Source organism: Ruegeria sp. AB8, from assembly GCF_056542605.1.
Window position 1 is genome coordinate 1 of sequence record NZ_JBQGAB010000126.1, and the last position, 584, is coordinate 584.

The following is a 584-nucleotide window of genomic DNA, read 5'->3' on the forward strand; positions in this document are numbered from 1 at the left end:
GGCAGCATTGGTATGCGGGCGAGGCTTATATCCTTGTAATTGCTCCAGATTAGAGTGCACGAGTCGGTTCGATTCCGACGCCTCCTACCATCCTCAGGAGGTGTCCGACATGGCGGGCGACGTCACGAACGCAATTGATTTCAAAGACATCAAACAATCGGTCGAGGAGAGCCTCGGACGCACACCCGAAGGCTGGTCCGGCTTGCCAGATCTCGAGAGGGGTCTTCCATCTCAACAAGACCAAGTTCTGGAGAATGTGAATGATGGATGATGTCGAAAAGAGCTGGAAGGAATTTCGGGAAAAGGTCCGAGGTGTGATCGAGAACCATGGAGCGCCAGATGACCTCCGCTCATTTGACGCCTGGTACGCCGAAGAGATGCGTTTGGTGATAGCGCACAACTACCCAGCTCCGCACGTCTCTGACGTCACATGGTCGACCGAGGGTCTGCATGTCGAGTGTGATGACCGCGAAGTGGTCGACCGTATGATGACTGCTATGGCGGAGGTTTCACACGATCTCAAAGAGGCGCGGGCCCGGAGGTCAGTGATGGGCAGTGTTGTCGACTGGAATGATATTCATCGA

The 584-nt window shown here is 54.8% G+C and carries 2 protein-coding genes; both read left to right on the forward strand.

The annotated features are described in order from the left end of the window. The first annotated feature begins 109 nt into the window (after nucleotides 1–109). A complete protein-coding gene (locus tag ACR0CG_RS24125; RefSeq protein ID WP_480528054.1) occupies nucleotides 110–271 on the forward strand; it encodes a hypothetical protein in 162 nt (53 codons plus the stop codon). Continuing rightward, nucleotides 261–584 (forward strand): hypothetical protein (locus ACR0CG_RS24130; protein WP_480528056.1); only part of this gene is annotated, 324 nt, incomplete at its 3' end. The genes ACR0CG_RS24125 and ACR0CG_RS24130, both read left to right, overlap by 11 nt.

Coding starts and splice junctions, on each gene's coding strand:
- ACR0CG_RS24125 (WP_480528054.1), top strand. CDS start 110: ATGGCGGGCGACGTCACGAACGCAATTGATTTCAAAGACATCAAACAA.